Genomic DNA, 25158 nt, shown 5'->3' on the forward strand with positions numbered 1-25158 from the left:
TCAGTTCCTCGACAATTGTTTGAGCGATACATCGGCATCGGCTAAAGCGACCACCGAGAGGGGGTTATGGTTGGCGATCAGCCGTTCGCACAACTTGATGTCCTTGGCGACGCTATTTCCCTGGCCCCAGCCGCAAGCCCCTAGCAGACGTTGTTCGGCATCGAGGTAGAACAACAGGAAACCACCGCCCGGGATTGTCCGGCTCGCCGTCGGTTCGGTGTTGGCGATGACGCCCACGGTTTGCAGCCCCCAGTCGTATTGATCGGACCAAAAGCCGGGAATGACGTCGAAGGGCTGCTCGCCCCCCAGCAGGTTCAGAGCGGCGTGACGGCCTTGGGTTTCGGCGTTGCGCCAGGTTTCCTGACGCTGGAAAACCCCTTGCGGGTGCAGACGAAACTCACAGACGTCGCCTGCCGCAAAGATATCCGGCGCACTGGTACGCAGCTGCGCATCGACGCGAATGCCCTGACCAACCTCCAACCCGGCGGCCATGGCCAACTCAGTGTTGGGTTGCATACCGATGCCCACCACGACCAGGTCACAGGGCAACAACTGGCCGTCGACCAATTGCACCGCTTCAGCGTGGGTGGAGCCCTGCACCGTTTCAATCGCCACGTTCAGCCGGACATCCACGCCCTGGCGGCGATGCAATTCCAGCAGGACACTGGACAATCGCTCCGGCAGGACGCGGCCCGCCAGGCGCGGCCCGGCTTCGAGCAAGGTCACTGTGCAACCCAGGGCACGGGCGGTGGCGGCGACTTCGAGGCCGATAAAGCCACCGCCGATGATCACCAATCGGGCGCCTGGCCGCAGCGAATCGCGCAGTGCGACCGCCTCGTCATGGTTCCGCAGATAAAGTACGTTGGACAGATGCCCGGGCACCGAGGGCAACAGCCGCGCCCTGCCCCCGGTCGCGAGCAACAGACGGGCGTAATGCAACCAACTGCCGTCGGCCAACTGCAATCGATGCTGCTGCGGATCGAGGTTTTTCACCGGGTTACCGGCCAGGTGTTCGATGTCCAGTGCAGCGAGTTGAGCGCTATCGCACAGACTGCAACCCGCCAGTTCAACCGTCCCCTGTAACAGCCCTTTGGACAGCGGCGGACGTTCGTAGGGCGGGTGGGATTCGTCGCCGATCAGGATCAGGCGACCGCGATAACCTTCGGCCCGCAGGGTCAAGGCCGCGCGGCCACCGGCATGCCCGGCGCCAACGATAACCAGTGGAGCATTGGCAGGATTCATGGCACAGACTCCGAGCAGTTATACCGAAATGGCGAGCAAGACACGCCCCGCCTCGACCCGGACCGGATAGGTCTTGAGGTTGACGCACACCGGCGCACCCAGGGCTTTGCCGGAGCGGTAGTCGAAACGTCCGTTGTGCTTGGGGCACTCGATGACATGTTCCATCACCAGGCCGTCCGCGAGGTGGATGGACTCGTGGGTGCACAAGCCTGCGGTGGCGAAGAACTCGTCGTCTGCGGAGCGGTAGACGGCATAAGTGTGCGGGCCATGGTCGAAACGAATGACATCTTCTTCATTTATTTCGCCCACGGCACAGACATCGATCCATTGATCGGTCATGGCGTTTTCTCTTGTAGTGGTACAGCCAGGAAGGTGTCAGACCGGCGTTGCTTCAGGCACTACCTGAGCGGTGGCGGCCGGCGCTGCGCGTTGTGGCAAAGGGCGACGGACATAATGGGTCGGGTCTTTGCGCTGCTTCCAGATAGTCGGGAGGATTTCCCGGAAGGCCTCGAAAAGGCTGGCGTACGGCGGCGGGCAGTCGTGACGAATTTCTTCGTGAAGCTGCGCCAGCGCATGAAACGGCACCATCGGGTACATGTGATGCTCGAGGTGATAATTCATGTCGAGGTACAGAAAGCGCAGCAGCGGGTTCATGTAAATGGTCCGGCAGTTGCTGCGATGATCGAGCACATCCTCGGCCAGGCCGACATGCTGCGTCAGGCCGAACAGGTAGGACAGCCAACCGCCGTACAGGGTCGGCAAACCGATAAACATCAGCGGCAACCAGCTCTGCAGATACAGCGCAGCCGCCAGGGTCAGCCCATAAATCACCAGCCAGATGCGCGCCGCCGTAAAGACCTTGGGCCACTCGGACTCGGGGATGAAGGTCTGCTCTTCTTCAGCCATTCGCCCGGTGGCATGCCGGCAGACCGACCACATCGTCTTGATTGCATAAGGCATCCTGAACAGGCTCAGCACCATCATGATCAGACTTGGCGGGCGCGGCTCGACGATCTCCGGGTCACGCCCGACGATGATGGTGTCGGTGTGGTGCCGGGCGTGGCTCCAGCGCCAGACATGGGGCTCGAACATGAACATGAAGCTCGACAACTGGTAGACCGCATCATTCATCCAGCGGGTTTTGAATGCCGTTCCGTGACCGGTTTCGTGCCAACGTGCATTGGACGCCGTGCCGTAGAGCAGCCCATAGGCGAAGAAGAACGGAATGCACGCCCAGGAGCCCCAGAACCAGTAACCACCGAACCCGGTGACGACCATCGCCAGCAGCCAGATCGCGGTATCGCGCAGGGCCGGGCCATCGCGGCGCTGCATCAGTTCCTTCATGCGTTTACGGGGAATGGGTGATTGATACCAGTTAGCCGAGACCAGGCCTTTTTGCGCTGCTTTAGCGGCTTCGGGACCCGTCAACCGATAATCCCGAGGCACGGGTTTACCGGAGTTTTCAGATGCTGCGTGTTGTTCAGGCATTTTATTGTTCTCCGCAAGCTTGATGGTTTAAGGCACTTGCTTCGATGCGGGATCACATCGCTTACGAAAAGATAGAGAGCACAAAGATTACCCTCAAGCCCTTGAATACATTCCCTATCAAGCTATCATCCAGGCCCATTGCAGCTTGATAGTTTTCTATCAAAGCGCCCGGGGGCTCACCATGAACAACACTAAACGCCCAACCATCGCCACTGTCGCCGAGCGTGCCGGTTTGAGTGTCGCCACCGTGGACCGGGTGCTCAATGCCAGGGCTCCGGTGAACCCGGCTACCGCCGAGCAGGTGTTCCAGGCCGCCGAGGCGGTTGGTTATTTCGCGGCCAGGCTGATCGGCCAGCGGATCCGCGAACGGCGCCCCAGCTATCGTTTCGGCATCCTGCTGCTCGGCACCGCCCAGGCGTTCTATGCCAACGTTGCCGCCGCCATCACCGAGGCGGCACAGCGTCAGGCCGGCGCCAACCTCAGCTGCCAGTTCGAGTACGTCTTCGATCGCTCACCCAGCGCCATCATTGCCCAGATCGAACAACTGGCAGTGCAGTGCGATGGCCTGGCGGTGGTCAGCTTCGCTCACCCGTTGATCAATGCCGCCATCGCTCAGATCAGGGCCGCGGGCGTGCCAGTGATCGCACTGCTGTCCGACATCCACGAGGCGGCGAATGAGCCTTACGTCGGTCAGGATAATCATGTAGTCGGACGCACCATGGGCTGGCTGCTGGCCCATACCTGCGGTGCCCACAAAGGTAGCGTCGGGGTACTGCTGGGCGGTCACCGTTTTCTCGGCCATCAGGCGCGGGTGGAGGGGTTGCGCAGTTATCTGACGGAACACGCACCGGGGTTGCAGCTACTCAAAGCGGTGATCAACCTGGATAACTGTGACGTCACCGAAGAGGCCACTCTGGAACTGCTGGCGCGACATGACGACTTGCGGGGTTTGTGCGTGGTCGGCGGTGGCGGCGACGGCATCATCAGTGCCCTGTCGCAGCTACCAAAGCAGCCGTCGTTGTGCAGCATTCTTCAGGAATCGACCGAGCTGTCGCGCCAAGCCCTGGCCCAGGGATTGATCAACCTGGTCATCGACTCCCAGCCGCGATTGCTGGCGGCAGCGCTGGTCGACTTGCTGATCGAACTGCAAACCACACCGGACTTCGATCCTGTCCGGCATCGAATTCATATTCCACTGCAGATCATGACTTGCGAGAACGCTCGAGGCTGAACCTGTGGCGAGGGCGTTTTTGGTTAACCCCTCAACGCTCGGGTCCCGAGCGGAACGCATCGGCACTCAACCCAAACCGGTTCATCTTGTTGTACAGCCCGCCACGGGAAACGTTCAGCTGTTTGGCGGCCAGGCGGATGTTGCCGCGGGTATCCCTGAGGGCCGTGATGATCGCGTTCATTTCATGGGTGCCGAGGTCCATGGCCGCCCGAGGCTCAGGCACGTTTCCCGGCGCGGAAGGCCGCAGTCTTTGCTTGATTTCGAGCGGTAGGTCTTCGGATTGAATCAGTTCGGTCACTGCCAGATTGGTCGCCCGTTCAATGGTGTTTTCCAGCTCGCGAACATTGCCTGGCCAGTGGTAGGCGCAAAGAATATCCAGCGCCTGCGGCGAGATGCCCTGCACCGATTTGCGCAGCGAGCGTGCGCAACGACCAACAAAATGTTGCGCCAGCAAGGGCACATCCTCGCGGCGCATCCTCAGGGGTGGAACCGTCAGATTCAGTACGTTGAGCCGGTAGTAAAGATCCTCACGGAACGCACCATCGGCCACTGCCTGACTCAAGTTGCGGTGGGTGGCCGCAATGATGCGGACATTCACCTGCCGGGATTTCTTTGCGCCCACCCGCGTCACCTCGCCTTCTTGCAAGACCCGCAGCAGGCTGACCTGGGCATCAAAAGACATGTCACCGATTTCGTCGAGGAAGATCGTTCCGCCATCGGCCAATTCGAACTTGCCGGCCGAACCGCCGCGGGCCGATCCGGTGAAGGCGCCCTCGACATGCCCGAACAGTTCGCTCTGCACCAAATCTCGCGGAATGGCCCCGCAATTGACCGCCACAAAAGGACCACTGCACCGGTCACTGCCGTTATGTATCGCCTGGGCGAACAACTCCTTGCCGGTGCCGCTTTCGCCCAGGATCAGTGTGGTCGAGTCACTGCGACTGGCGATCCGTCCCAAGTGCAACGCGTCCTGAATGGCTCGCGAAGTGCCCTGAATGGTTTCGAAGGTGTAGCTGGCCTGAGTGCCGATGATCCGCCGGGTAATTTCCCGGATGCGTCGGTTCTCCCGCAGCGAGACGATGCGCCCGCCCTGCTCCAGTGAGCACACGGACACCAGGCATGCCAGCTGGCTGCGATCATGCAATTCAAAGGTGCAATCCAGATCTCTTATCCCTTCAGACTGCTGCCCTTCCCCGCCGCGCAGCAGAACCTCATTGGTCAGTTCGCTGCGGCCCAGACGCTGGAACGGACTGCCCAGCAAATCCAGGCCCACGCGAAACAATTGCCGGGCATAGCGGTTGAGCGCCTTGATGCAGCCGCGCTCATCCAGCACCACCAGTCCCTCGTTCAGTACTTCAAGCACGGCTTGTTGTTCTTCCAGCAAGGCCTGCAGCGCCATCTGCCGCGAAACCGCTTCGGCTGCGGCCTGGACGGTGCCCAGAGTATGGAAATGAAACCAGCCGGGCTCTGCGGTCAGGGTCAGCATGGCCAGTGTCCGGCCCTGGGCATCCCGAATCGGCGCGGCGGCACAATGCATGCGCCGCCGACGCAGGTCGACCCCGAAGTTTTCCTCGGCCAGCACATACACCAATCGGTCTTCGGCAAGCGCCAGCCCCGTGCAGTTGGTGCCCTGCACCGACTCCAGCAGTTGGCTGCCCACCGGCGTGAGATCGAGGCCGCAGGAATACAGCATCGTTCCTTGGGCATCGGTCAGATTGATATGACCTCTGGGGTTGTACGCCAGCAATCCGCGCATGACCTCCGCTGCCGCTGCGATCAACGCGCGATTGGCTGCCAGCGTCGCGGCCAGGTCGGCGGGGGCGACAAACCGGTACGCACCATCCTCAGGGTTGAGGCCTGCACTGACGCTGCGCAACCAGGAGTCCCAAATCACCTGCCTGACCCCGGCAGGTCGATCGACACTCCCCCTCAGACACGCCAGCCAGGCCTTTTCCAGCTCAGCGATCGGTCCTGCGTTCAACGACGCCGGTCCGATTGCGGCGATGTAATCGAGGTCTTGCGCGCTGAAGGCCATCGGCTGTGGATTCACTCTGCGTCCCTATGTTCATATTTTCGACATGTCAGTATAGACATGTCATCTGAATGAACACTTAATTCAAACCACTATTATTAAACCCTTAAATATCAATCATTTAAATATTGGCATGGCGCTTGCTCCCGGCTTTGTACCAGCGAGGACATTCCTGCTGTCGAGTCGTTGAACAACAATAAAAGGGAGTCATTTCATGAGTGCATCCAAGATCATCCGCCTGGGTCTCATCGGCGCCGGCCGCATGGGCAGCTTCCACGGTCAGACCGCCGCCCGGAACATTCCCGGTGCCTGCCTGGCCGCCATCGCCGACCCGACACCCGGCCAGGCCGCGCGCCTCGCCGCAGAGTTGGGTGTACAGCGGGTCTACACCGATCCACAGCAATTGCTCGATGACCCGGAAATCGACGGCGTGTTGATCGCCGCCCCGGCCCGCAGCCATGCCGAATTGGTGATTAGTGCGGCACGGGCCGGCAAAGGGGTGTTTTGTGAAAAACCCATGGCCATTACCCTGGACGAAGCCGACCGCGCCATCGCTGCGGCTGCCGATGCGCGAGTGACGCTGCAGGTCGGCTTCAACCGCCGCTTTGCCAAAAGCTTCCGGGCGGCTCACCTGGACGTGGTCGCCGGACGTATCGGTACGCCGCAACTGCTGCGCTCGCTGACTCGCGATCCGGCCCTGAACAATCCCGCCGCCTCGCCGCAGTGGGTGATTTTCCTCGAAACCCTGATCCATGACTTCGATACCCTGCGCTACCTCAATCCCGGCGCCGAAGCGGTCGAGGTGTTTGTCATGGCCGATGCCCTGATCGCTCCGGACTTCAAGGACAAGGGTTTGCTCGACACAGCCGTGGTCACGATCCGTTTCGACAACGGCGCCATCGCCACCGCCGAGGCGAATTTCCAGGCGGTGTATGGCTACGACGTTCGGGGCGAAGTGTTCGGCAGCGCCGGCATGCTGAGCATGGGCAGCATCAATGACTCTGACCTGGTTCGCTACTTGGCCAATGGCATCCAGGCAGACACCCAGCGCTTGGACACCGACCTGTTGCGTGATGCCTACGTGGCCGAGCTCAATCACTTTGTCGACTGCCTGCGCAGCGGCGAAAAACCACTGGCGAGCGGCGAAGATGCGAAAGCCGCACTGGCCATTGCCCGCGCCTGTATCGAGTCCTTCCAGCAGGGCAAAGCAGTGCGTGTACAAGGAGGCCGGCCATGAGCTTCACTCCGTTCAAACTGGCGATCAGCGCCGAAATGGTGTTCCTCGACCTGCCGTTCACCGAACGGGTCAAACGCATTCATGCACTGGGCTTCAGCGCCGAAATCTGGAGCTGGACGAGCAAAGACATTCCGGCCCTGGTCGCCACCGGCGCGGACTTCACCTCCATGACCGGCTACATCTCGGGCAATTTGACCGACCCCGAGGACATCCAGCACCTGCTCGACAGCGCACGGGAATCGCTGGCCGTTGCCGCCCAATTGAATTGCCCGAGCCTCAACCTGCATGGCACGGGCCTGGGCGATCAAGGTTTGCCAGTCAAACCCGTGGCTCACACCACCGGACGCATGTGGTTGAGCGCCTGCAAGACCCTGGAGAAAATCGCTCGCCTGGGCGAAGACGCCGGCCGGGTGTTCCTGCTGGAAAACCTCAATACCGAGGTGGATCACCCCGGCACGCCGTTCGCTCGCGCCGACGATACCCTGGCGCTGATCGAGGCCGTGGGCAGCCCTCATCTGAAGATGAACCTGGACCTTTACCATGCGCAGATTGGCGAAGGAAACCTGATCGAACTGATCCAGCGTGCTGGCAGCGCCATCGGCGAAATCCAGGTCGCTGACGTCCCTGGGCGCATGGAACCTGGCACCGGCGAAATCCATTACCCGGCCATTGCCAAAGCCTTGTTCGGTATGGGATACACCGGTGTCGTCGGGCTTGAGGGCTGGGCCAGCGGCGACAGCGAAGCGGCACTCGAACGTTTCCGGCAAGCGTTCACGCTGGATTGAGGAGCCTGCGGCGCGCCCGGACGTTGACTCTACGCGCGCCAGCAACCCTCCCCCCTGATCTTGATGAATGTCGACTTATAACAACAAAAGGAAAACCGTCATGCGTCGCTGCACACTACTTTTTGCCACGCTGCTACTCGTCTTCAGCCAATGGGCCGCCGCCAGCTATCGCATCGGTGTCAGCATTGCCAGGGTCGACGACAACTTCATGACCTATGTGCGCAGCGGCCTGGAGGAAGCCGCCAAAAAGGACAACGTCCAGATCCAGTTCGAGGACGCCCAAGGCGATGTGGTTCGCCAGCTCAATCAGGTCCAGGGCTTTCTCAACCAGAAAGTCGATGCGGTCATCGTCTTGCCCGTGGACACCGCTGCCACCGCCAACATGACCCGTGCCGCCGTCGAAGCGCAGACGCCACTGGTCTACGTCAACCGCCACCCGGACGAACGCGTCCTGCCCAAAGGCGTGGTCACCGTGGCGTCGAACGACATTGAGGCCGGGCAACTGCAAATGCGCTACCTGGCCGAAAAAATGGGGGGCAACGGCACCCTCGCGATCATCATGGGCGACCTCGCGCAAAACTCCACGCACGACCGCACCGAAGGCGTCAAACAGGTGCTCAAGGACTATCCCGGGATCAAGATTGTCGAACAGCAAAGCGCCGAATGGCAGCGCAACAAAGGCATGGACCTGACCAGCAACTGGCTGCTGGCCGGCACGAGTTTTGATGCCATCGTCGCCAACAATGACGAGATGGCCATCGGCGCCGCCATGGCACTGCAGCAGGCCGGCAAAGCCAAGGGCGAGATTGCGATTGTCGGCATCGACGGCCTGCCCGACGGTCTGGCGGCGATCAAGCGCGGGATGCTGGTTGCCTCGGTCTTTCAAGACCCCAAGGCCCAGGCGGCCACTGCGCTGCAAGCGGCCATCAAAATGATCAAGGGTGAGCCGGTCGAGACGGATGTCTGGGTGCCCTTCCAACTGATCACGCCGGAGCAGGTTGCCGTCTATGAGAAACATTACAAATAGCGCCCAACGCTAACCGTTGACGCCGCTGTCCCGGTCGGGAATCAGCGGCGTTTTTCGTTGGGTGAACAGCGTTGTGCGAAATCGAAAGACCAAACCGCAGGGCTTGCCACGCCATCACAATGGAAGCGGCCTATCCTGAACGACCCGTTTCATAACGAGGGTCGAGGTCAACCGTTGTACGTTGGGCAAGGTCGAAAGGCTCTCATCGTATAGCTGCTGGAAGGCTGGCAAATCCTGAGTGATGACGTGCAGCAGGTAGTCCGGCTCCCCGAATAACCTCTGGGCATCGACCACTTGCGGGATCTCGATGAGCGCCGTCTCGAAAGCCTCGACAGCTTGCCTGTCTCCCTCACGAAGCGTGGCAAACACCATCGCTGAAAAATTCAGGCCGAGTGCGCCTGGGTCCAGCTGTGCCCTGTAGCCAAGCAACACACCCGACTCTTCCAGGGCCCGTACTCGCCGATGACAAGGGGAAAGGCTCAGCCCCACTCGCTCAGCGAGTTCAGTGACCGAAAGTCGACCATCTTTTTGCAGCTCAGCAAGAATCTTTCGATCAATCCTGTCCATATAGAAAAATATCCCCTTACAGCGCACATGAACGATTACTTTTGAAATTTAATTCTAACAACATTTCATTATTCTTCCTCTCACCATTAACGCCGCACTCACTTGACCAAAGATGAGGCGGCCTGTGATTCGCGGAGCGGGACGATGCAGAGAGCGGTGTGTCATCAACGGGAGTGCCTGGCGCCATGACCTTCAGTATTTTTGTTGCTTTCTGGGCGGTGTCGATTCTGTTCATCATCACGCCCGGTGCAGATTGGGCGTACGCGATTTCGGCGGGTTTGAAGGGCCGGGTCGTCCTGCCCGCTGTGGGCGGGCTTTTGTCCGGCCATTTGATTGCAACCGTGATTGTTGCCGCCGGTGTTGGCGCGCTGGTCGCCAACCACCCCGTTGTCTTGACGGTGCTTACGGTTGCCGGGGCGGCTTATCTGTTCTGGTTAGGTATCAACATGCTTGCCCGTCCCTCCACACCCCATGCTGAGGACATCCAGGTGTCGGGCTCCTGGAAACGCTGGGCGCTCAAGGGGCTTTGCGTCAGCGGGCTGAATCCGAAAGTGTTCCTGCTGTTCCTGGCGTTATTGCCACAATTCACCGACGCAACCGCTACCTGGTCTGTCCCAATGCAGATGATTGCGCTGGGGCTCGTCCACACCGTCAGTTGTGGCGTTATCTATCTGCTGGTGGGATTTGGCTCACAGGCGGTTCTCCAGGCACGCCCTGCCGCCGCTCAGTGGGTCAGTCGTTTATCTGGAGCGGCCATGATCATCATCGCGGTCGTTCTGCTCACGGAGCAGACGTCGGGTTAATCCATTTTTCAGCGAGACAACCACAATGAGTGACCAACCTCCACCCTATGGCAGCGCCCCTCCAGCCCAACCGGCGACACGCGTGCGAATCCCGCATCTGAAACAGATGAAAGTGCGGGGTCAAAAATGGGCGATGCTCACCGCGTACGACATGTACAGCGCAGCCATTTTTGAAGAAGCCGGAATACCTGTGCTGCTGGTGGGCGATTCAGCCTCCAACAATGTCTACGGCAATGAGTCCACGCTTTCGGTCACCGTTGACGAACTTATCCCCCTGGTTCGCGCGGTCACCCGTTCGACACGCCGGGCGCTGGTGATTGCGGATCTTCCTTTCGGTTCTTACCAGGCCTCGGCGGAACAATGCTTTCACACATCCGTCCGTTTCATGAAAGAAGCCGGTGCGCATGCGGTCAAACTGGAGGGCGGGATCGAGGTGCTGCCTCAGATCGAGAAGCTCGTCAGCGCAGGCATACCCGTCATGGCGCATATAGGCTTCACACCACAGATGGAACATCAACTGGGTGGCTATCGCGTCCAGGGCCGTGGCGAGGATGCGCAGCGCCTGATAGACAGTGCCAAAGCGTTAGAAGCAGCGGGCGCATTCGCTATCTTAATCGAGATGGTGCCGGGTGATGCAGGTCGAGCGATCACCGAAGCGATTTCAATTCCGACCGTCGGGATTGGCGCGGGTAACCAGTGCGACGCTCAGGTTCTGGTCTGGCAGGACATGGCCGGACTACGCACTGGCCGCATGCCGCGATTCGTCAAACAGTACGCCGACCTTCGCTCGGTACTTCATACCGCGGCAAGGGACTTTGCACTTGAGGTGGAAGCAGGAACATTTCCTGGCCCCGAACATACTTTTTAACCAGTGAGTCGTTATGAAGAGCCCAAGAGAACGTGCTGCCGAAGGCCTACAGGTCGGAGACCGGTTCACGACAGTCCGCTGCTTTTCAGATGACGATATTCGTCAGTTCGCGCAGATTTCCCGAGACTACAATCCGGTTCACTGCGATGCACGCTACGCCGTGATTCGAAGGTTCAAGGAGCCCATCGCCCACGGCCTTCTGACAGCCAGCCTCGTCACCGAAATTGGCGGGCAAATCGGTTGGCTGGCAACGGGGATGAGTTTCGCGTTCAAACGACCGGTGTACGCGGGAGAACAGATAACCTGCCACTGGCTCATCGCTGACATCGATGAACGCGGTCACGCAACAGCCGAAGTTAGGATACTCAACGCAGAGGGAATCACAGTGCTGGAGGCGACTACGACTGGAGTGCTACCCGGAACTGAAGAACGTGAACGCCTCAAACAGATGATTGCTGACGGAGATCCCACCAACGGTGCTGCCGGATCCGCCGGTTGATGGTATTGCGAAGCGAGGGCCAGAAATGGCCCTCGCTGTTTTTGCAGTCAAATTCAGCGTTTGAGTTTGCGCTTGTTGCGGTATTGGTCGATGACCACCGCGACCACGATGATCAAGCCTTTGATGATGTCCTGGATATAGGCATCGACCCCGACGAAAGTGAATCCGCTGGCCATCACCCCAAGGATCAGTGCACCGATGACCGTGCCGGTGATGCGCCCCACTCCGCCCGCCAAACTGGTACCACCGATGACCGCTGCGGCAATCGCATCCAGTTCATAGGACATGCCCATCCCGGCCTGGCCGGTGGCGGCACGCGCCGAAGCCACCACGCCCGCCAGCCCCGCCAGCAACCCGGCGATGCTGTAGACGATGACCAGATGGCGTTTGACGTTGATTCCGGACGTACGCGCCGCCTGCATGTTGCCGCCGATGGCGTAAGTGTATTTACCGTACTTGGTGTAGCGCAGCGCGATATGGAAGATCACCGCCACCACCAGAAAAATGATCACCGGCATCGCGCCGTGACCGATGGCCGTGTAGGAGTCCGATAGCATGCTCACTGGTTGGCCTTCGGTGTAGTAACGCGCCAGGCCACGGGCCGAGACCATCATGCCCAAGGTGGCAATGAACGGTGGAATCCCGGTAATGGCAATGATGCTGCCGTTGATTGCCCCCGCCAGCAGCCCGACACCGAGCCCGACAATCACTGGAATCCACACCGGCAAGTCAGTCAGCGACGGGAATACCGCACGGGCGAAATCCGAGGTCTGCGCCAGGCTGGCGGCGATCATCGCCGACAACGCCAGCACCGAGCCTGAGGACAGGTCAATGCCGGTGGTGATGATCACCTGGGTCACGCCAATCGCCAGCAGGCCGATGATCGACACTTGCAGGATCATCAGCACCAGCCGCTGGGAGTTCATCAGGAAGCTCTGGTCTCGCACGATCCAGCCGAACACCTCGAACACCAGGCCGATGCCGATCAGCACCAGGAAAATACTCAGTTCAGTCGGAAAGCGCCGGCGACTCTTGACCGGTGCCGTTGCCGGTTTGTTTTCCAGTATCGCGTTCATAACCACTCACCCTTCTATCGCATCGTCGACGCTGGCCGAGCCAGCGCCGGCATCATTAGTGAACCACGGACATGCCCGAGGCCAGTTGCATCACTCGTTCCTGAGTCGCTTCGCTGCGATCGAGGGTGCCCATCAGGTCGCCCTCGTGCATGACCATGACCCGGTCGCTCATGCCGAGCACTTCCGGCAGCTCCGAGGAAATCATGATCACCGCCATGCCTTCGCTGGCGAGGTAGGAGATGAGCCGGTAGATCTCGGCCTTGGCGCCGACATCGATGCCGCGGGTCGGCTCGTCGAGAATCAGGATTCGCGGGTTGGTCATCAGCCAGCGCGCCAGCAAGGCCTTCTGCTGATTACCGCCGGACAGCGTGTCGATGCACTGCTCGAGCGACGGGGTTTTCACCCGCAACTTCTTGCACATGTCTTCGCACAGGGCGCGCAGGGCTTTTTGCTGGATGAAACCGTGGCCGGCGTAGTGCGGCAGCACCGCCATTTCCATGTTCTCCAGCACCGACAGGCACGGGAACAGGCCGCTGAGCTTGCGATCCTCGGTCAACAGGGCGAAGCCCTTATCGATGGCCATGTGCGGATCGGTAATGCGCACCACTTCACCGTCGAGGCGAATCTCGCCACCGTCGCTCGGGGTGATGCCAAAGATCGCCTCGGCGACGTTGGTCCGCCCCGAGCCCATCAACCCGGCAATGCCGAGGATCTCGCCGGCATGCAGATCGAAGGACACGTCCTTGAAAATGCCATCGAGCTTGAGGTCGCGCACCGACAGCAGTAGATCGCCGATCGGCGTCTCGCGTACCGGGAACAACTGGCTCAGTTCACGCCCGACCATCATCGAAATCAGGCTGTCGCCATCCATGCTGTCGGCCCGCTGCAGGCCTATGTAGGCGCCATCGCGGAACACCGCCACTTCATCGGCGATAGCGAACACTTCGTTCATTTTGTGGGTGATGTAGATGATGCCTTTGCCCTGGCTTTTCAGGTCGGCAATGATCGAAAACAGGTGGGCGACTTCCTTGTCGGTGATGGCCGAGGTCGGTTCGTCCATGATCAGGATGTCGGAATCGTAAGACACCGCCTTGGCGATCTCGACCATCTGCCGTTCGGCGATGCTCAGATTGCCGACATGCTCTTCGGGGTCAAGGTTGATGCGCAGGCGTTCCAACAGCTTCGCCGTGCAGCGGTGCATTTCGCGGTGGTCGATCATGTGGAAACCGTTGAGCTGCTCACGGCCGATCCAGATGTTCTCGGCGATGCTCATGTGCGGCATCAGGTTGAGTTCCTGGTGGATCATCGCGATCCCGGCCTGCAGCGCCGCCAGGGGCGTTTCGAAGACCACCGGTTTGCCCCGCAGGCGCAGTTCGCCGGCGTCCGGCTGGTAGATGCCGGCGATGATTTTCATCAAGGTGGATTTGCCTGCGCCGTTCTCGCCCATCAGGGCCAGTACGGAACCGGGGCGTACCCGCAGCTGCACGTCGGACAAGGCCACCACCCCGGGGAAACCCTTGCTGACGTTGACGATCTCCAACAGGTACGGCTCATCGACAGGCGTTACAGTTGGCTGGACACCCATCAATGGGGTGCTCGAAGCAGTCGCTGAAGCGAACATGATCAGGTACTCCATCAGCAAGGTCGCGGTCGCCACCTTGCGTGTTTATTGTTGTTATTGAACGGACGGACTATTTGAACTGGTCAACGTTTTGCAGCGTGATCAAGCGATACGGCACCCACACGGCCGGCTCTACCGGCTCGTTCTTGGCCATTTTCACTGCCGTCTCGATCGAACCGTCGGCCTGACCCTTGGCGTCCTGGAACACCGAGACGACCAGAGAGCCCTTCTTCACTGCGTTCAAACCGTCAGGCGTACCGTCGACACCGGCGATCAGGATGCTGCCCTTTTCCACTCCGGCCTGTTGCAGGGCCATCGCGGCGCCAATGGCCATCTCGTCGTTGTTGGAGACGACCGCGTCGAACTTGCGGCCCTGGGTCAGCCAGTCGTTGACCAGGGTCATGCCCTTGTCCCGCAACCAGATACCGGTTTGCTCTTGCTCGATCTTGATGTTCGGGTACTTGGCCAGCACCTCTTTGACGCCCTTGGTACGGTTGGTGGTGGAGTTGTTCGCCAGGTCGCCCAGCAGAATCACGATGTCGCCTTTGCCGCCCATTTTGTCGGCCAGGTATTGCATCTGCATCTGACCGGCCTCCAGATCGTTGGAGGCGACAGTGACCACGCCTTTGGGCAGGTTCAGGTCATCGGGACGGCGGTTGACGTACACCAGCGGAATGCCGGCCTTGACCGCCGATTCGGTGATTTTTTTGGTCGCGGCGGTATCCACCGGGTTGACCACGATGGCGTCGACCTTCTGACTGATGAAGCTTTCTACCTGGCTCAACTGCCGGACCACGTCGCTGCGCGCGTCTTCGAACTGCAGCTTGACGCCATCGGGATAGGATTTGGCTTTTGTGTCCATGGATTCGCGCAGGTAGGTCAGCCAGGTGTCATCGAACTGCGACATGCTGACGCCGATCTTCATGTCAGCGAGTGCAGCGCCGCTGGCGAACATCAGGGACAAGGCGAGTGAGGCGAAACGGATCTTGGTCTTCATGAAAAGTCTTTCTCCACATTCTTGTTGGTTTTATGGATAAGGCGTGACGATTTCAGTAAGCGGGCAAGCGGGAAAAGAGTTGGAACAGGGTGCGAGGCAGCTCGCTGGAAATGACTTTATTGGAAAATATTTTCCATATCAACTCATTTTAGAATTTTATTCTAAATTTGTTCCATGACTCTCGAAGGCGCTCAATTGCACCACCTGGTGGCGCTCGAAACTCAGCCGCGCAGCGTCTAGCACGCGGGTGGTCGCCAGTGCATCACGCGCCTCCACAGGCAGTGGGCCACCGCTCTGCAATGCGCCTTGCAGCTGTAAATAGAACTGATTCCAGCAACCACGCTCGGAGGGAACTCTTTCGCGCACTTCGCCCTGTTCGAACCAACCCCAGCGGCGATGCTCTTCCACGCCCCAGCGTTCACCTTCGGATTTCGGTGTCAGCCCGGCGAGCGCCGACGCCTCCTGCCCGTCGAGACCATCGACGCTGTAACAGCCTTGAGTGCCGGTCACGCGAAAGCGCGGGCCGGGGGTGTTTTGCAGACAACTGCCGCCCAGGTGCGAGGTCACACCGCTAGCGTGGGTCAGGGACATAAAGAAGCCGTTATCGAACGTCTGGTCTTTCTCCAGATAATCCAGCTCGGCGTAAACCCGGGTGACGGGGCCGAACAGCAACAACGCCTGATCCACCAGATGGCTGCCCAAATCCCGCAGGAAACCACCGCCACTGCCGTTGTTCACCGACTGTGGCGAATAGCGTTCGATCCGCGATTCGAAACGGGTGACCTGGCCCAGCGCACCGGACTCGATGAGTTTGCGCACAGTGAGAAAGTCCGAGTCCCAGCGCCGGTTCTGGTAGACGCTCAGTTGCACGCCCTGACACTCGGCCATGGTGATCAGGGTTTGCGCCTGTTGTGCGTCAGCGGCGAACGGCTTGTCGCTGACCACCGCCACATTGTGTTCGATGGCGTCGAGCACCAGCGCCGGGCGACCTTTGAGCGGTGTGGACACCACCAGCACATCGACCCCGATTTCAACCAGTTGGCCGATGCTGTCAAAGGCCGGCACGCCGGGGTGTTCTGCGGCCAACAGTTGACGGCGCTCGACGGAACGGGTGACCACGCCCACGAAGGTCGCCGCTGGCAAACTGCTGATCAGCGGAGCATGGAAAAACCGGCCGCCATGGCCGTAACCGACAAGTCCGATACGCATAAAAGTATTCTCCTTATAGAACGCGACCTCTGTGGGAGCGAGCTTGCTCGCGATGATGGCAGCACATTCAACATCTATGTGACTGTCAGATCGCAATCGCGAACAAGCTCGCTCCCACAGGATTTTCGTAGGTATTCAACGGCAGAGTTCGCTTTTGACGCGCTCGAGCATCATCCGGTTCGACTCATCCGGCCGGTCCTCCCAGGCGAACACCGAGACGGTGGCAATGCCATCGAATTTGATCTCGCGCAAAGTGCCGAAGAACGCGTCCCAATTGACCTCGCCCTGGCCGATGTCCAGATGCTGGTGCACGGTGGCGGTGACGCCCGGCGGGTTGACGATGTAGCGCAAGCCCGAGGAAGCCTTGTGGTTGTAGGTGTCGGCGATGATCAGGTGCGTCAGTTTCGACCCGGCGTACTTGAGCATCGAGGCGATATCACCGACGCCATCGTCATAGAAAAACGTGTGCGGCGCAGCGTATAGGTAGTTGATCCAGTCGCGGTCCAGACCACGAATGATGTCCACCGACTCGTTATTGCGCTCGCAGAAATCATACGGGTGAGCCTGGATATCGAGCTTGATGCCTTCGCGTTCGAACTCCGGGATCAGCTCATCCATGGAGCGCATGAACTGGTTCTCGCACACCAGCGGGTTGTCCGACTGGCCGGTGAACTCGGTGTTGACCAGTTCGCAGTCCATTTCTACGGCAATCTGGATCGCGCGCTTCCAGTTGCGCACCGCGGCCACGCGCAAACCTTCGTCGGCAGCGGCCCAGTGGTACATCGGTAATAAAGAAGAGAGTTTGACCCCGGTGTCGCTCAGGGCTTTGCGAAATTCCTTGATCCGCGCCTTGTCGACCCGTGGGGCTTTGTAGAACGGCAGGAAATCTTCCCGGGGCGACAGCTCGATGTATTCGTAGCCGAGCTCGGCGACCTTGTCGACCATCTTGCCCAGGGACAGTCTGCGGTACATGTAGGGGTCTAGTGCGATGCGCATGTTCTTATTCTCCTGACCAAGACCTCAGCCTTGACACAACCCCCTGTGGGAGCGGGCTTGCTCGCGAAAGCGGTGTGTCAGACGACATCAATGTTGACTGTTCTGACGCCTTCGCGAGCAAGCCCGCTCCCACATTGGATCGGGGGTTAGCCGTAGAAGTGTGGGCGGTCAGGGAGAGCAACTTTGACGATCTGGCCGCTGTTCTGCGCCTCGATGCACGCATCGGCCGCCACCGCCGCTGCGAAGCCATCCCACGCCGAAGGACCGCCAACCTGCCCGGCGCGCACGCCATCGATGAACGCCTGCAACTCGACGTCATACGCGGCAATGAACCGGTCCTTCCAGTCCATCAGAATCGCATTGGACAGCTTCGCGCCACTGCGCAACTGCACCTGGGACGGTTCCGGCAGTTTGGCGATGCCGGTCTCCCCCACCACTTCGCACTGGATGTCGTAGCCGTACTGGCAGTTGACGAACACTTCCACATCGATGCGCGTGCCCTTGGCGGTTTCCAGCAACACGATCTGCGGGTCTTTCAAATGGGCGTGGGCCTTGCTGGTCTTGCGCGGGAACACCACCTGCACCGACACGTAGTCGTCGTCGAGCAACCAGCGCAGCACATCCAGCTCATGGATCAGGGTGTCGGTGATCGCCATGTCGGTCTTGTAGTTCTCGCCCACGGTCGGGTTGCGGTGGGCGCAATGCAGCATCAACGGCTCGCCGATCTGGCCGCTGTCGATCACTGATTTCAGCGCCCGATACCCCTCGTCGTACGGACGCATGAAACCGACCTGTACCAGCCGCTTGCCGTGAGCCACTTCGGCCTCGACGATCTTGCGGCAGCCTTCGGCAGTGACCGCCAGCGGTTTCTCGCAGAACACCGGCTTACCGGCGGCAATCGCTGCCAGCACAAACTCTTCGTGGCTCGGCCCCCAGGAGGTAACGAGGATCGCCTCGACTTCCGGCGCCTTGATCAGGGTGTGACCGTCGGGATACACCTCGGCGGTCAGCTTGAGATCGGAAACGACCTTGGCCGCTTGCTGCAAATTGATGTCAGTCACCGCCACGACCTGGCTGTTGAGCAAGGCCTGGCTGCAACGACGGATGTGGTCCTGGCCGATGGCCCCGGTGCCGATGACGCCAATGCGCAGTGAGCTAGAGAGCAATGACATGAAGATTCTCCTGTGAAAATTTGTTGTTGGTTTCAGGGGCAATCAGTATTGACGGGCCTTGGCCAGTCGTTCGTTCAGGGTCTTGGCCACCGCATCGGTACGGGCACTGGTGGAAACCTGCGCCACACCGACCCGCCACCACGACAGGTATTTGTGAATCATGGTCTTGGGCAAAACCTTGATATCGATCAGCGTCGAAACCGTCTGCAAGCGCGCATCCGCCAGTGCAGCCTTCAGCTCTTCAACGGTGTTCACTTTGTAAGTCTTGCAGCCATAGGCCGCCGCGCTCATGGCGAAATCCACCGGCACAAAGCCGCCATCGAGCTTGCCGGTTTGCGGGTTGCGGAAGCGGAACTCGGTGCCGAAGCTGTCCATGCCGTGTTCCATCTGCAGGTTGTTGATGCAGCCGAAGGTCATGTTGTCCAGCAGCACCACGTTGATCTTGCGCCGCTCCTGAATCGAGGTCGCCAGTTCCGAGTGCAGCATCATGTAGGAGCCGTCGCCCACCAGCGCATAGACCTCACGATCCGGCTCGGCGAGTTTCACGCCCAACGCAGCGTTGACCTCGTAACCCATGCAGGAATAGCCGTACTCGACGTGGTAGGTGTTCACGCCTTTGCTGCGCCAGCTGCGCTGCAAGTCGCCAGGCAAGCTGCCGGCGGCGGCGACGATCACTGCGTCGTCCGCCAGGGTTTCATTGAGCACCCCGAGCACGCGGCTCTGGGTCAGGCAGGAGCCGGTCAGCTCGATGAATTCGCGCAGTACCGCCGGGTCCATGTGGTCGTTGATTTCCGGGACGAAATCCTTGGCCTGGTATTCCACCTGATAGATGCGATCGACTTCCTCATCCAGTTGCGCCTTGGCCGGACGGGGTTGATCGCCCCAGCTCGAGCGATAATCACCCAGCGCTTCGGCCAGCGCCGACAAACCGGTTCTGGCGTCTGCCAGCAATTGCACGCCGTCGAGTTTCAGGGCATCGCAGGGGCTGATATTGAGGTTGAGAAATTGTACCTGCGGGTGCTGAAACAAGGACTTCGACGCGGTGGTGAAGTCGCTGTAACGGGTGCCAATGCCAATGATCAGATCAGCGTCCCTGGCCAGCAGGTTCGCCGCCAGGCAACCGGTTTCGCCGATCCCGCCGACATTCAGCGGATGGCTGGACACCACCGCGCTCTTGCCGGCCTGGGTTTCAGCGAAGGGAATGTCGAAGCGCTCGGCAAACGCCTGCAATGCGGCGTTGGCACCGGAATAACGAACCCCGCCACCGCAAATGATCAGCGGTTTGCGCTTGCCTTTGAATAACGCCAGTGCATCACCGAGCATGGCTTCGGTAGCCGGACGACGCTCGATGCGGTGCACGCGTTTTTGCAGGAAATAATCGGGATAGTCGTAGGCCTCGGCCTGCACGTCTTGCGGCAAGGCCAGGGTCACGGCGCCGGTTTCGGCGGGGTCGGTGAGCACCCGCATGGCGTGGATCGCCGCCGTCATCAGTTGCTCGGGACGGTTGATGCGGTCCCAGTATTTGCTCACGGCCTTGAATGCATCGTTGGTGCTGATGCTCAGGTCGTGGAACTGCTCGATCTGTTGCAACACCGGGTCGGGCTGGCGACAGGCGTAGACATCGCCGGGCAACAGCAGCAAGGGAATACGGTTGGCCGTCGCCGTGGCGGCAGCGGTCAGCATGTTCGCCGCGCCAGGCCCCACCGACGAAGTGCAGGCGTAGATCTTGCGTCGCAGGTGCTGCTTGGCGAACCCGATAGCCGCGTGGGCCATGCCTTGCTCGTTGCGGCCCTGATGGACGATCAGGTCGCCGCTGTCCTGCTCCAGGGCCTGGCCCAGACCCAGCACATTGCCGTGGCCGAAAATGGTAAAGATCCCGGCGACGAATTTACTCTGGACCCCATCGACCTCGATGTACTGGTTATCGAGGAATTTCACCAGGGCCTGGGCCATGGTCAGTCTTGTTGTGGTCATGCTTGCACCTTTTAGTGAATGCAATCCGATCCCTGTGGGAGCGGGCTTGCTCGCGAAAGCGGTGTGTCAGGCGACATAAATACTGAATGTGCCGCCGCTTTCGCGAGCAAGCCCGCTCCCACATTGGATCTCCATCAGGCTGACGAACGATGTCAGGCCAGGGATTTCTGCAGGTGATCCATGCTCGCGCCGATCGCCCGCTCGATATCCGCCAGCCCATGCACGCTGTCGGCGAACGGTTCGAACGACAGGTAGCCGCTGTAGCCGGTAGCGAGCAAGGTGTCGATCTGCGCCGCATTGCCGAGGATGTCGCCCTCGCCCACCAGCACCCGGTGACCATCGCGAATAGTCGCCAGCGGCGCCTCGGCATCCTCGACCCCGGAGATGTGTACCAGCCCGGTCAGCTCAGGGAAGAACTCCTGCTCGCCGGCCAGGTGATGGTGAAAGGTGTCATGCACCAGCCGGAACACATCCAGCCCGCCGATGGCCTTGATCGCGTCCACCGCCGTGCGTTTACGGCGCAGCGAGCACTCTTCGAAACCCAGCGGCTCGATGAACCCGAGAATTCCGTGATCGCGCAGGATCGGCGCCAACTGACTCAACGCGGTGCGCAGGCCTGAAGCGCGCTCGGCTTCGGTACGCGGGTCGGCACGGTCGTTCAACGGGCACATGACCAGCCCTTGCGCGCCGCAGTCCCGGGCATAGGCAGCGAGTTTCGAGGCCTGCTCCCGGCGCTCGTCGTTCCACACATCAAACGGATACAGCGCGTTGATCGAGAGCACGGTGATGCCTTTGGCCGCGCACAACTCACGCACGCGCTCGGGCGCGGTGCCGTCTTCGATCTCCACACCTTTGAGGTCATTGCGGATCTCGATGGCGTCGGCCTTGAGGGTCACCGCCAACTCGATGAACGCGGGCAGGGACAAACGTGGGGCGACCATACGGTTCAGGGCGAAACGCAGGGGTTTGCTCATTATTGTTGTTCTCCGCACAAGTGAATTATTTGGCTGTCGGCATGCTGAATTCAGGGCCCTTGACGATGCTGTCGGGCCAGCGTTGCATCACGCTTTTGTAGCGACTGTAGAAGCGGATGCCTTCTTCGCCGTAGGCATGGTGGTCGCCGAACAGCGAGCGTTTCCAGCCACCGAACGAATGCCAGGCCATGGGCACCGGAATCGGCACGTTGATGCCGACCATGCCGACCTTGATGGTGCGGGCGAAGGCTCGGGCAATGCCGCCGTCGCTGGTGAAGCAGGACACACCGTTGCCGAATTCGTGGGCGTTGATCAGCTCCACCGCGCTGGCGAAGTCCGGCACACGCACGATGCCCAGCACCGGACCGAAGATTTCCTGTTGGTAGATGCTCATCTCGGTCGTGACCTTGTCGAACAGCGTCGCGCCAACGAAGAAGCCGTTCTCGGCACCCGGCACCTTGAAATTGCGACCATCGACAATCAGCTGCGCACCTTGAGCCACACCCTGGTCAATGAAGCCTTCGACCTTGGCCTTGTGCTCGGCCGTCACCAACGGCCCCATGTCGCTATCGCTCTGCATGCCGTTGCCGACCTTGAGCTGATCGATACGTGGCAACAACTTGGCAATCAAGCGGTCGCCGACATCACCCACCGCCACGGCAATCGAGATCGCCATGCAGCGCTCACCGGCCGAGCCGTACGCCGCGCCGATCAAGGCATCCGCCGCTTGATCCAGATCCGCATCGGGCATGACGATCATGTGGTTCTTCGCCCCGCCCAGGGCCTGCACGCGCTTGCCCCGGGAGGTGGCTTGCTGATGGATGTACTCGGCAATCGGCGTCGAGCCGACAAAGGAAATCGCTTCGATGTCCGGGTGTTGCAGCAGCGCATCGACCGCAGCCTTGTCGCCCTGGACCACGTTGAACACTCCATCTGGCAACCCGGCTTCGGTGAGCAAACGGGCCATCAGCAAACTGGCGGACGGATCGCGTTCGGACGGCTTGAGGATGAAGCAGTTACCGGTAACCAGCGCCAGCGGGATCATCCACAGCGGCACCATCACCGGGAAGTTGAACGGCGTAACCCCGGCACAAACACCCAGCGGCTGGCGCAGGTTCCAGTTGTCGATGCCGCCGCCGATGTTGTCGCTGAATTCGGTTTTCAACAGGTTCGGCGCACCGCAGGCATATTCGACGATTTCGATGCCACGGGTGACTTCGCCCTTGGCGTCGGAAAACACCTTGCCGTGTTCGCGGCTGATGATTTCTGCCAGTTCATCGTGATGGCGGTCGAGCAATTCCTTGAACTTGAACATCACCCGCGAGCGGCGCAGGGATGATTGCTCGGACCAGGCTGGAAAGGCCTTGAGGGCCGATGCGACGGCTTCGTCCACAGTCCTCTGGCTGGCCAGCCCGACCCGTGCCTGCACGCTGCCGGTGGCCGGGTTGAAGACATTGCTGAACCGCTCACTGCCGGTGTCTTGCACCTGACCGTCTATGTAATGGCCAATTACCGGGGCGTCGCTCATCGTTATTGTTCTCCGTGCAGATAGTGGAATTCAGACGTTGGAATTCAGGCTTTTCAGTTCACAGATCAAGCAGCCAACTGTGCTGCGGATCGTTATGGAACTGCCAGACGCGTTTCGGGCCGGCCATCACGTTCAGGTAATACGACTCGTAGCCGTACGGCACACTGACCGGGTGATAACCCTTGGGCACGACCACCAGGTCGCTGTTTTCCACGGCCATGGCCTGATCGATGCTGCGATCGTCGGTGTACACCCGCTGGAACACGAAGCCCTGGGGCGGGTTGATCTGGTGGTAATAGGTTTCTTCGAGAAAGCTCTGGTGCGGCAGGTCGTCGGTGTCGTGCTTGTGCGGTGGATAGCTCGAGGAGTGTCCGGACGGCGTGCGCACTTCGACCACCAGCAGTGAATGGGCGGGCTGGGTGTCTGGCAGGATGTCGCAGACGTAACGGGTGTTGGCGCCCTTGCCGCGCACGCTGCGCTTCATCGTGTCGGGTTTGATCAAACGTGGGCCGAGGGTTTCGCTGGTCGAACCAGGCGCAGCGCACACGGCGATTTGCACATCACTCAGGGCGACCACCTGGGCCTGACTGCCAGGCGGCAAGTACGCGGCGAACGGAGACTTGTCTTCGAACACCGACTGCCGATCGCCAATGTTGTCCCAGTCGAACGCGCCCTGCCCCGGCGCTTCGCCCTTGATGCTGACCCGACCACTGAGCAGCACCAGGCACAGTTCTTTATCACCCGCAGAGACCGGCAGTGTTTCGCCCAGGCTCAAGCGGTAGGCGGCGAAGCCAACGTATTCCAGCTCACCGTTACCCAACTCGACCATGGTGCGGCCGCGGGCGTTGCTTTTGACCAGCAGGCTCATGACGCGATCCTCTCGTCGAGCAACGCACGCAAGGTGTCGTAGCCTTTTTTCGCGTAGACATAACTTGGCGCCACCGCCGGGTCCTGCTCGGCTTCGACCACCAGCCAGCCGTGGTAATCGGCGGCCAGCAGCACGTCGAGCAATGAGCCGAAGTCGATATCACCATCGCCGGGCACGGTGAAGGTGCCGTTGATGATGCAGTCCGGGAAGCTCCACAGGTTGTTGCGCGCCAGCTGCACCACCGGTTTGCGCACGTCCTTGAAGTGCACGTGGCAGATGCGTTCGATGTGTTTGCGCAGCACCTGCAAGGGTTCGCCGCCGCCCATGTAGCAATGGCCCGAATCGAACAGCAGGCCGACTTCGCTGCCGGTCAGGGCCATCAACTTGTCGATGTCCGCCGGGGATTCGACGTAGGCGCCCATGTGGTGGTGATAGGCCAGGCGCACGCCCTGGGACAGGGTGAAGCGCGCCAGTTCGGTGAGCTTGTCGGCGTACTCCTGCCAGGCCTGTTCGGTGTGCAAGCGCGGGCGTTCGACCAGAGGAATGCGCTGGCCCTGGATGGAGTCCGCGACCTCGCCATAGACCAGCACCTTGGCGCCGTTCTTCGCCAGCAGCTCGACATGACTGCCGATGGCGTCGATTTCCTCGGCCACGGAACGCCGCGCCAGACGGCTGGAGTACCAGCCGGACACCAACGCCAGGTCATAGGGCCGCAGCGCGTCGCCGACGCCTTTGGCGTCCTTGGGGAATTTGCCGTTGAGTTCAAAACCTTCGTAACCGATTTCCTTGCCTTCGCCGAGAGCGGTGCTCAATGGCGTCTCGCCACCGAGGGACGGCAGGTCGTCGTTGCTCCAGGAGATCGGGTTGATGCCAATTCGGATAGCGGGCATGGCTGCACCTTTTATTGTTTTACACACATCAGTAAGAACGACACGGAACCCTGTGGGAGCGGGCTTGCTCGCGA

At 60.4% G+C, this 25158-nt stretch carries 23 protein-coding genes; 7 read left to right on the forward strand and 16 right to left on the reverse strand.

Features of this window, described 5'->3' with window-relative positions; genetic code table 11:
• The 3 genes from AC3IT6_RS18105 to AC3IT6_RS18115 are packed head-to-tail and all read right to left on the reverse strand — an operon-like array spanning position 1 to position 2730.
• A complete protein-coding gene (locus tag AC3IT6_RS18105) occupies positions 1 to 1242 on the reverse strand; it encodes an NAD(P)/FAD-dependent oxidoreductase (protein WP_489351673.1) in 1242 nt (413 codons plus the stop codon).
• 18 nt (positions 1243 to 1260) lie between these two features.
• Positions 1261 to 1581, reverse strand: coding sequence for a MocE family 2Fe-2S type ferredoxin (locus AC3IT6_RS18110; RefSeq protein WP_007991153.1), 321 nt, complete (start codon positions 1579 to 1581; stop codon positions 1261 to 1263).
• Positions 1582 to 1617: 36 nt separating this feature from the next.
• On the reverse strand, positions 1618 to 2730 hold the full coding sequence (locus AC3IT6_RS18115; RefSeq protein WP_489351675.1) for a fatty acid desaturase family protein: 1113 nt from the start codon (positions 2728 to 2730) through the stop codon (positions 1618 to 1620).
• Positions 2731 to 2911: 181 nt separating this feature from the next.
• Here AC3IT6_RS18115 and AC3IT6_RS18120 point away from each other — a divergent pair, with 181 nt between their 5' ends.
• The gene (locus AC3IT6_RS18120; protein WP_489351677.1) at positions 2912 to 3961 is read left to right on the forward strand and encodes a substrate-binding domain-containing protein; all 1050 of its coding nucleotides are present in this window, start codon (positions 2912 to 2914) and stop codon (positions 3959 to 3961) included.
• Between the two features lie 31 nt (positions 3962 to 3992).
• Here the strand turns inward: AC3IT6_RS18120 and AC3IT6_RS18125 are convergent, their stop codons facing one another.
• On the reverse strand, positions 3993 to 5996 hold the full coding sequence (locus AC3IT6_RS18125) for a sigma-54 interaction domain-containing protein (RefSeq protein ID WP_489356602.1): 2004 nt from the start codon (positions 5994 to 5996) through the stop codon (positions 3993 to 3995).
• Between the two features lie 211 nt (positions 5997 to 6207).
• Between AC3IT6_RS18125 and AC3IT6_RS18130 the strand changes: the two genes are divergently transcribed.
• The 3 genes from AC3IT6_RS18130 (at position 6208) to AC3IT6_RS18140 (ending at position 9042) form a co-directional block, all read left to right on the forward strand.
• The gene (locus AC3IT6_RS18130; protein WP_489351679.1) at positions 6208 to 7230 is read left to right on the forward strand and encodes a Gfo/Idh/MocA family oxidoreductase; all 1023 of its coding nucleotides are present in this window, start codon (positions 6208 to 6210) and stop codon (positions 7228 to 7230) included.
• Positions 7227 to 8015, forward strand: coding sequence for a TIM barrel protein (locus AC3IT6_RS18135; protein ID WP_489351681.1), 789 nt, complete (start codon positions 7227 to 7229; stop codon positions 8013 to 8015). The genes AC3IT6_RS18130 and AC3IT6_RS18135 overlap by 4 nt, the downstream gene beginning before the upstream one ends.
• Positions 8016 to 8115: 100 nt before the next feature.
• Positions 8116 to 9042 (forward strand): sugar ABC transporter substrate-binding protein, encoded by a 927-nt coding sequence (locus AC3IT6_RS18140; protein WP_489351683.1) that lies wholly within the window; start codon positions 8116 to 8118, stop codon positions 9040 to 9042.
• A 114-nt stretch (positions 9043 to 9156) separates the two neighbouring features.
• Here AC3IT6_RS18140 and AC3IT6_RS18145 read toward each other — a convergent pair whose 3' ends face one another.
• Positions 9157 to 9609 (reverse strand): Lrp/AsnC family transcriptional regulator, encoded by a 453-nt coding sequence (locus AC3IT6_RS18145; RefSeq protein WP_223459450.1) that lies wholly within the window; start codon positions 9607 to 9609, stop codon positions 9157 to 9159.
• Positions 9610 to 9794: 185 nt separating this feature from the next.
• On the opposite strand from AC3IT6_RS18145, the gene AC3IT6_RS18150 reads away from it, so the two are divergent.
• Genes AC3IT6_RS18150 through AC3IT6_RS18160 form a run of 3 tightly spaced genes read left to right on the forward strand, consistent with a single transcriptional unit; the run spans position 9795 to position 11779 of the window.
• Positions 9795 to 10412: a LysE family translocator gene (locus AC3IT6_RS18150; protein WP_489351685.1), complete on the forward strand. Its 618-nt coding sequence runs from the start codon at positions 9795 to 9797 to the stop codon at positions 10410 to 10412.
• A gap of 25 nt (positions 10413 to 10437) precedes the next feature.
• Entirely contained in the window at positions 10438 to 11280 is an 843-nt protein-coding gene (gene panB / locus AC3IT6_RS18155; protein ID WP_489351687.1) for a 3-methyl-2-oxobutanoate hydroxymethyltransferase, read from the forward strand.
• 13 nt (positions 11281 to 11293) lie between these two features.
• Positions 11294 to 11779 (forward strand): MaoC family dehydratase, encoded by a 486-nt coding sequence (locus tag AC3IT6_RS18160; RefSeq protein WP_489351689.1) that lies wholly within the window; start codon positions 11294 to 11296, stop codon positions 11777 to 11779.
• Positions 11780 to 11832: 53 nt separating this feature from the next.
• Here the strand turns inward: AC3IT6_RS18160 and AC3IT6_RS18165 are convergent, their stop codons facing one another.
• From AC3IT6_RS18165 to iolE, 11 genes are all read right to left on the reverse strand, one after another.
• Complete coding sequence (locus tag AC3IT6_RS18165; protein ID WP_007986627.1) at positions 11833 to 12855, reverse strand: ABC transporter permease; 1023 nt, start codon at positions 12853 to 12855, stop codon at positions 11833 to 11835.
• Between the two features lie 55 nt (positions 12856 to 12910).
• Positions 12911 to 14476: a sugar ABC transporter ATP-binding protein gene (locus AC3IT6_RS18170; protein WP_489351691.1), complete on the reverse strand. Its 1566-nt coding sequence runs from the start codon at positions 14474 to 14476 to the stop codon at positions 12911 to 12913.
• A gap of 70 nt (positions 14477 to 14546) precedes the next feature.
• Positions 14547 to 15473 (reverse strand): sugar ABC transporter substrate-binding protein, encoded by a 927-nt coding sequence (locus AC3IT6_RS18175; RefSeq protein ID WP_007994285.1) that lies wholly within the window; start codon positions 15471 to 15473, stop codon positions 14547 to 14549.
• A 156-nt stretch (positions 15474 to 15629) separates the two neighbouring features.
• Entirely contained in the window at positions 15630 to 16682 is a 1053-nt protein-coding gene (locus AC3IT6_RS18180; protein ID WP_489351693.1) for a Gfo/Idh/MocA family protein, read from the reverse strand.
• A gap of 135 nt (positions 16683 to 16817) precedes the next feature.
• On the reverse strand, positions 16818 to 17678 hold the full coding sequence (locus AC3IT6_RS18185) for a sugar phosphate isomerase/epimerase family protein (RefSeq protein ID WP_489351695.1): 861 nt from the start codon (positions 17676 to 17678) through the stop codon (positions 16818 to 16820).
• A gap of 146 nt (positions 17679 to 17824) precedes the next feature.
• Entirely contained in the window at positions 17825 to 18850 is a 1026-nt protein-coding gene (gene iolG, locus AC3IT6_RS18190) for a bifunctional inositol 2-dehydrogenase/D-chiro-inositol 1-dehydrogenase (protein WP_489351697.1), read from the reverse strand.
• Between the two features lie 42 nt (positions 18851 to 18892).
• Positions 18893 to 20824 carry a 3D-(3,5/4)-trihydroxycyclohexane-1,2-dione acylhydrolase (decyclizing) gene (gene iolD, locus AC3IT6_RS18195; RefSeq protein WP_489351699.1) on the reverse strand — a complete coding sequence of 644 codons (1932 nt, stop codon included), beginning with the start codon at positions 20822 to 20824 and terminating at the stop codon, positions 18893 to 18895.
• Between the two features lie 152 nt (positions 20825 to 20976).
• Complete coding sequence (locus AC3IT6_RS18200) at positions 20977 to 21798, reverse strand: TIM barrel protein (protein ID WP_489351701.1); 822 nt, start codon at positions 21796 to 21798, stop codon at positions 20977 to 20979.
• 25 nt (positions 21799 to 21823) lie between these two features.
• On the reverse strand, positions 21824 to 23326 hold the full coding sequence (locus AC3IT6_RS18205) for a CoA-acylating methylmalonate-semialdehyde dehydrogenase (RefSeq protein WP_489351703.1): 1503 nt from the start codon (positions 23324 to 23326) through the stop codon (positions 21824 to 21826).
• A 58-nt stretch (positions 23327 to 23384) separates the two neighbouring features.
• A complete protein-coding gene (gene iolB / locus AC3IT6_RS18210) occupies positions 23385 to 24194 on the reverse strand; it encodes a 5-deoxy-glucuronate isomerase (RefSeq protein ID WP_489351705.1) in 810 nt (269 codons plus the stop codon).
• Positions 24191 to 25084, reverse strand: coding sequence for a myo-inosose-2 dehydratase (gene iolE, locus AC3IT6_RS18215; RefSeq protein ID WP_489351707.1), 894 nt, complete (start codon positions 25082 to 25084; stop codon positions 24191 to 24193). The genes iolB and iolE overlap by 4 nt, the downstream gene beginning before the upstream one ends.
• Positions 25085 to 25158: the final 74 nt, after the last annotated feature.

The sequence above is a fragment of the Pseudomonas sp. KH_017 genome, from assembly GCF_057840285.1.